Here is a 6,226-nt window from a genome sequence, read left to right on the forward strand (position 1 = left end):
AGATTGCAACTTGACCGTTTTTTATTTAATTCAGTTCTTTAAAGACGTAATGACACTTGGGTTGTTTTTTGCCTTTTGCTTTTTCAGCTAGAGGCATCATTACGTTCTCGATGAATTGTTCGATTTTCTCTTCCTCGACTGGTTGTTGATGAATTGACGCTTGCACGGCTATGTCGTGAGCTAATTTATCGGGAGGTTGCCCCGTAATTTCGCCAAGCAAATTTAGCAAAATTGAGTTGGTATTTGAGCAGGAATAAATAAGTTGTTTTTGCTCAATTGGCAAGTCACGCATAGTGACAGTTGCGGGTTGTTCGCTATCATCGGCGATTATTCGGATTGAATTGAGATTTAGTTCGCAACCGTTTAACGCATCGCCTAGCACTTCGGCGAGTTCTTCTAATTCCCGATAATTGCCTTGACTTTTTAAAATCAAATCGGCAATTTGCACGTCGAGGCCGACAATTTGCGCTTTGATTTCAGGGCGAAGCGCGGGCAACTCGGAATGCTTGTAGGTGAAAGTATTGTTCATGGTTTTAAAAAACTAGGATGAATCGGACTTGTCGCCCGAACTAATCGGTCTGATGGCTTTTTGATAGCTTTTTGATAGCTTCTGCTTGCCAAAACCTGCTAAAGGCTTAGCTTTAGCGAAGGCTTCGGCCCGATCGCAAATTTCCTCTTTTTCAGCCGTCAGTTCCGTCTCTTCATCATCATCGGGCGGTTCTTCGTCGGGCGGTTCACCCCCGCCGATGAGCATTTCGAGGTAGGCGGAAACTGCCATGCCCGCTGCTACTGCTTTCTGTTGCAGGAGTTGGTAAGCTTTGCCGCCGATGCGGACTTGCTTGGCTCTGTCCTCTGGGTTTTCATCCAGGGCTTCCGAAATCTTGGCCGCTGTTATCAGTTCCGGGGGCAAATCGTTAATAACGGTTTGCCATTTCTCAGAAAGGTGAGATTCACCGTACTCGTCAACTTTTGCAAACTTTAGCAGCGGCAGTGCTTGAGCTACCGAAGTGGGGAGGATTTTGAATTTCGCTTTGATGAGCCGCAGGCAGATTTGAGCGGCTTGGATAATCTTTTTGCAGTAGAAGTGCGATCGCCCTAGTGCTCGATTGCAGTATTCGGCAAAATCTTTGTACTGCCGTTTATATAAGCGGTAGCGGCGGACGGCTTCGAGCATGATTCCTTGCCGCACGTAGTCGAGAAAACTGCGCTTGATTCTCTGGGTGAGGACGGCAATGTCGTTGTGGGGCACTTCGTGGGAAATTTCGGATTCAAAATCCAAGAGTGGTTGAAATTCTGTCTCTGGCGGTTCCCAGTAAATGTCGTTGAAATCGGCGGTAATTTCCATGATTAAAACTCGGATTGGCTAATAACTTTAACCTCGGAAATAGAAGCCTCTTGTGGCAAAAATCGCTTGTCAAATGTCAGCCTAGGCGAAATTGGATCGACGCCCAGATTCTGTAAAAAGAATTTCAGGCTTTCATAATGTTCTGTGGCTTTCTCGATATCTTTGAGAATTCCTTTGAGCTTCCAAGCTTTGTTCTCTATTTCAAGTTCTAATTCGTGTACCTCTTTCGCTAAACGGTTCTCGGCGTTTACTTCTGAGAGAAGTTTGTCGATTTCAAGTTTCAAAGATTGATAACCCTCTGAAAGATTATCTACATCGCTGCTAACTTCGATCCTGCCGTCCTTCTCAAGATTCTCCCAGTTGTTTTTTTTGTAAACGGGAACGGAGATTTTTAGAAAAGTCATTGATTTTATCCTGTTTGGTGATGGTTGGAGGAAGCGATCGCCCTAACGTCCAAGACGATCGCGGGTACAGAAGGGAGAAAAAATGTTCAAACGCCTTACGCAAGCAAATGCTTTTACATAACATCACCCCCTGGAGGCGATCGCCCTAGCCGACTGCTACCAGCAGCAGCTATGTGACCGGTATGTGATTCAGGTGTGATTGAGATGTGATTGACCTGCGCTTGGTCTGCGTTTGGGATGCGCTTGGTATGTGATTGCCCGATCGCCATTGGTGGAAATTTGGGCGGTTTGGGCCCCGGCAACCGAGTAAAACTCCCTGTGTCGGGCGGTTTGTCGCTGTCGGTTTGTCGGTTTGCGCGATCGCACCAAGCGTCAAAAGTCGGAATTGAAAAGTTGCAAGTGCTGGAACTTTCCGCAGATGGTGCCAATTCATTCATGGAGGAAGCTTTTAAGGGCAAAATTTCCGCTTCTGGTTCGTACCAGTCCGCCGGACACGGTGCCCACTCGCACATCGAATCCATAGACGCTGCAAGCGGTTCGGGGTTTTCGGCGTCCCAGCGAGCGAGTGCCTCGTTAAAAGCATCGATGCTGGCAAAATCGTCGGGGTCTGGCGGCTCGCTGTCTGTTTCCGGTTCGAGCAAGTTCAGTTGCCCGGTGGCTTCTGCCTTGTAGTGAATCTCGCCGAAGTAGGGCGGGTAGGTTGCGAGAAAGCGAGGGGAGAAAGTCAGGGGGGAAGCACAAAAGTCGATCGCACTTTGGCTCACTTTTGGCTCAATCCGGCCCTTGCCATCGCCACGGTTTGGCGGTCGTTCGTCGTTGAATGTGGCCGCTAGTTCATCTGTCGTCGGCAACCAACCCTCCGGCCAGTCGGGATAGTCGGGTTCTCCGAAAGTCTTCATATCAACGGCTTCCTGCATCACAGGCTCAATAACCCGGAAGCGCTTGGAGCCAATAAAGACAAACCGATCGGTAGTTTCGACTTTGACACCGGGGGAAGTTTCGGCCGCTAATTCATCTGACCGATCGAGTAAAGCTCGCCCTTTATTTCCTTCACTATTCCTTGCCAGCGCCAATACTCGATCGCCCGTTTGACTTCCCAGTGATGCAGCTTCATTGCTGCTGCTATCTCCATCTGATTCGGCGGCCGGAGTGAGTGAGTGATGAAAATCAGCACTTGCAGGTCTAGATTCGACATCGCTGATAGTTTCAATTGCGGTTTGTGCGATCGGCTTAATGGACGCCTTGGGATAAACGATGCGGCCAAACTTGGACTCGATCGGCTCCTGGCGTTGAATTTCGATCGGCTCCTGAACCGATTCGACTTCCACCACTGGGGAATCTTCCAGCAGTTGCAGCAGCGGGGGATTTTTACCGACTAGGGCATCAATCCAGTTTTGGCGGCAGCGTCTGTCGCCGTCGGGGAGGATGTTCAGTTCCCAGCCAATTTCCTTCAATTCCTTTAAATTCTTCTGTTGCAGGTTTTCCGGAGTGTACATAGGTTAGGGAAAGGGCGGGTGTGCAGTCCCGCCTGACTTTTTTTGGGGTAAGCTCTGCCTTTGCACGTGCAGAGTCATATTGTTATCATTGCACGTGCTAAAATGTCTGTCAATAGCCGCACGTGCAATAATTAGGAGAGTCTTAATATGGCTAGAAGCTATGGTAAATCAGGGAAAGAAGACGACGGTGAACGCAACGGTTCGTCTGGAGCCGGAGGACTGGGAAGCGCTGGAAGAGAAAGCCAAAGCGATGGGAATGGATTCGAGGACAGAATTGATCCGCCAGATTGCCCGGGGATATATAGAAACCAGGAAAGCCCTAACAACGGAGGAAAAGCAAGTTTTGGGAAAATGCTAAGCCAGTTGAGAGAATTGCAGCAATCTCATCTGGCTTACGTTGAGTCTCACGAAGAAAGGCTTCGAGTGAGACTAGAGGCAGCACAACAACATCATCAGGACGTGATGGAGAAAATGAAAAAAATAGAACAGGAGATACTTTGCCTCTTAGGAGAAACAGTTTCATAGTTTCAGCGACCAGTACCCATGTCGGGTGCTGGTTTTGCGTTATTTTGCGTTACTAATGACTAATAACTAATAACTAAAGAGCGATCGCACTTATGAACAAAGGCGAATTGATTGACGCAATCGCAGAAAAGGCTAGCGTGACAAAAAAGCAGGCAGATGCTGTTTTCACTGCCGCCCTCGAAGCAATCATGGAGGCTGTCTCCGGTGGTGACAAAGTAACACTGGTAGGTTTCGGCTCCTTTGAATCCAGGGAGCGGAAAGAGCGCGAGGGCCGCAATCCTAAAACCGGAGACAAGATGAACATCCCGGCAACTGTGGTTCCTGCATTTTCAGCAGGCAAGCAGTTCAAGGATGCCGTGAGCAGCGGTCAGTAAGACAGTAAGACAATTTGCCGATCGTCGTGAAGTGCGATCGGCTACCACTAGACAAACACTAGACAAGTAATCATGAAGCACCCCGACTTGAAAAAATACGCCGATGAAGTGAATGAAATGCAAGACTTGCCGCCAGCAACTGTAGAACTTCCACCGCTGGCAGCCATTGCCATCATCAGTCACATTCAACTGGCAACCCGTCATCCCAGCATAGGACAGGATACCTTTACCAAGATTGCGATCGACACAGCGCGACAATTGCAAAACCTGTTTAATCCAGATTCCGAAACTTACAAAGTGCTGGAACTCGGCTGGAATCCAGATGCCGACATCCTAGTGCCGGAAGGAACCGAGGAAGAACCTTGGCAACAGTGCGAGAAACCCTGCGAGAAATTTCTGCAAAACCTCGGCTGCCGCTGCACTGGCTACAAGAGGGCGGAAGTTGTGGCGGGCGATGAATATATTGACCCCAAAACTTTGGCCGCCGGTGCTGCGATGATGTATCAGCTTCGGCGGAATCTGGAGAGAGAAGGGTTTGAACTCGATATGTAGGAAGCGGCCGATTTGTCGTGAAGGGCGATCGGCTGCTAGACAACCACTAGACAACTAATTTACAGGAATCAATGTTGACCAAGGAAGAAGCAGTATCCCTACTCGGAGGCTCTAGGCAGGAACTCCCCGACTCTCCCCAGACCCCCGATGAAATATTGGAGGCAATGAAGGCAGCAGCAAACAATTACTACCGCGAGGCGATCGCCACCAACTGCCACGCATTTATTGAATTCACCGGCCTAATGAACGAGTACATCAAAATTTGCGAGAGGAATCTCAAGCAGCGGGGAGTCGATTTTACTAAGACCAGCGTTCACTGTCCCGGTGAACCGAGACTGCAAACAGAGGACTGGGAACTCGACTACATAAACGCCAAGCTCCGCTGCATCTTTCCAAATTTGAAGCTCATTGAAGTAGAGAAGACCAATGGTTAGCGCTCAACTTTCACTCTTTGACGCAACAGCTTCCGAAACGGGAAGTTTTTACAAACCTGGCGATTGGGTGAAAATAAAGAAAATACCGGCGATCGCAAAACACGTCAGGTGCGGCCACCTTTACAAAATCCACGCTGTCGATCCGACAGACGGGCGGCTGCAATTCTGGAATCCTTTCTCGGCTCAGTGGGATTTCCTTCTTCCTGCTGAAGTCAAACTTGCGATCGCCCCCACCGATAAAATTGATTCGATAACACCCGTAGAGGTTGTTGTTATCGAATCAAATCTGCCACACTGTGAAACCGATACAATCACTGGCGTTGATGCTGTTATCGAATCAAATCCCCCGCTCGAAAATGATTCGATAACAGATCCCATCTCCATTTACAAACCCGGTGGAACGGCTCGCAGCGGGGAATATTACCGGCTGTCTTACAGGGCTGACGGGCGCGTAAGACATCAGCACATTCGCGGGGGTAACACCGATTCGCCGATCGCTCAGGCAAAAGTGCAAGAAGTGCGATCGCTCTTAGCGGCCGGAGTATCACCTAAAGAGGTCGCCGCTATGCTTAAAAATTGAAAACTAAAACCCTAATTTGAAAACTGCCTAAATCGAGAGGGCCAGAAAAGTCATTCCTTAAATAAACTCCGATATTATTTACCGATTCAACTACTCCGGCGAGAGTGAAGGGCCATAGAGCAAAGGTAAACATATTCACGCTAATGGGGACAACTAGGCAAGCATCGCCTAAGTCAGCTCCTGCAAAGCTAACAAAAATTTTATGTAATTCGCCAGCCGGTATTGACGGCGGATCGAGCGTGTAAGTTTGCGATCGACCGCGAAAGTACCGTGCATCCCCTTCGGTTTGTGTCAAGTATGCAGGGTGCGGGTCTGCTGCACTTGTGTGTGCGGTAATTGCTGCTGTTACTTCGCTGTCGCGGGCGATCGCCGCTGGGATATCGGAATCGGTGAGAGCTACCGAGCTTTGCCTGTACCGTGCATCCCCTTCGGTTTGTGTCAAGTATGCAGGGTGCGGGTCTGCTGCACTTGTGTGTGCGGTAATTGCTGCTGTTACTTCGCTGTCGCGGGCGATCG

At 49.2% G+C, this 6,226-nt stretch carries 11 protein-coding genes; 6 read left to right on the top strand and 5 right to left on the bottom strand.

Annotated features, from left to right (window positions below; translation table 11 throughout):
* Window positions 1-25: 25 nt before the first annotated feature.
* The 4 genes from QT979_RS08555 to QT979_RS08570 form a co-directional block, all read right to left on the bottom strand.
* Window positions 26-529 carry a hypothetical protein gene (locus QT979_RS08555; RefSeq protein ID WP_333309217.1) on the bottom strand — a complete coding sequence of 168 codons (504 nt, stop codon included), beginning with the start codon at window positions 527-529 and terminating at the stop codon, window positions 26-28.
* 12 nt (window positions 530-541) lie between these two features.
* On the bottom strand, window positions 542-1,345 hold the full coding sequence (locus tag QT979_RS08560) for a hypothetical protein (RefSeq protein WP_333309218.1): 804 nt from the start codon (window positions 1,343-1,345) through the stop codon (window positions 542-544).
* Between the two features lie 2 nt (window positions 1,346-1,347).
* Window positions 1,348-1,749, bottom strand: coding sequence for a hypothetical protein (locus tag QT979_RS08565; RefSeq protein ID WP_333309220.1), 402 nt, complete (start codon window positions 1,747-1,749; stop codon window positions 1,348-1,350).
* 113 nt (window positions 1,750-1,862) lie between these two features.
* Complete coding sequence (locus QT979_RS08570) at window positions 1,863-3,245, bottom strand: hypothetical protein (protein WP_333309222.1); 1,383 nt, start codon at window positions 3,243-3,245, stop codon at window positions 1,863-1,865.
* 160 nt (window positions 3,246-3,405) lie between these two features.
* Between QT979_RS08570 and QT979_RS29000 the strand changes: the two genes are divergently transcribed.
* The 6 genes from QT979_RS29000 to QT979_RS08595 all read left to right on the top strand — a co-directional run bounded on the left by QT979_RS29000 (window position 3,406) and on the right by QT979_RS08595 (window position 5,710).
* The gene (locus QT979_RS29000) at window positions 3,406-3,603 is read left to right on the top strand and encodes a ribbon-helix-helix protein, CopG family (protein ID WP_445304763.1); all 198 of its coding nucleotides are present in this window, start codon (window positions 3,406-3,408) and stop codon (window positions 3,601-3,603) included.
* Complete coding sequence (locus QT979_RS29005; RefSeq protein WP_445304764.1) at window positions 3,597-3,770, top strand: hypothetical protein; 174 nt, start codon at window positions 3,597-3,599, stop codon at window positions 3,768-3,770. The genes QT979_RS29000 and QT979_RS29005 overlap by 7 nt, the downstream gene beginning before the upstream one ends.
* A gap of 92 nt (window positions 3,771-3,862) precedes the next feature.
* Window positions 3,863-4,144: an HU family DNA-binding protein gene (locus QT979_RS08580; protein WP_333309226.1), complete on the top strand. Its 282-nt coding sequence runs from the start codon at window positions 3,863-3,865 to the stop codon at window positions 4,142-4,144.
* A 72-nt stretch (window positions 4,145-4,216) separates the two neighbouring features.
* Window positions 4,217-4,696, top strand: coding sequence for a hypothetical protein (locus QT979_RS08585; RefSeq protein WP_333309227.1), 480 nt, complete (start codon window positions 4,217-4,219; stop codon window positions 4,694-4,696).
* A 71-nt stretch (window positions 4,697-4,767) separates the two neighbouring features.
* Complete coding sequence (locus QT979_RS08590) at window positions 4,768-5,130, top strand: hypothetical protein (protein WP_333309229.1); 363 nt, start codon at window positions 4,768-4,770, stop codon at window positions 5,128-5,130.
* Window positions 5,123-5,710, top strand: a complete 588-nt coding sequence (locus tag QT979_RS08595) for a hypothetical protein (protein WP_333309230.1) — start codon at window positions 5,123-5,125, stop codon at window positions 5,708-5,710. The genes QT979_RS08590 and QT979_RS08595 overlap by 8 nt, the downstream gene beginning before the upstream one ends.
* Here the strand turns inward: QT979_RS08595 and QT979_RS08600 are convergent.
* Window positions 5,700-6,226, bottom strand: a 527-nt coding sequence (locus tag QT979_RS08600) for a hypothetical protein (protein ID WP_333309232.1), incomplete at its 5' end; no start/stop codon positions are given. The two genes, QT979_RS08595 and QT979_RS08600, sit on opposite strands and share 11 nt — an antisense overlap.

Source organism: Microcoleus sp. w2-18bC1, assembly GCF_036700365.1.
Taxonomy (GTDB): Bacteria; Cyanobacteriota; Cyanobacteriia; order Cyanobacteriales; family Microcoleaceae; genus Microcoleus.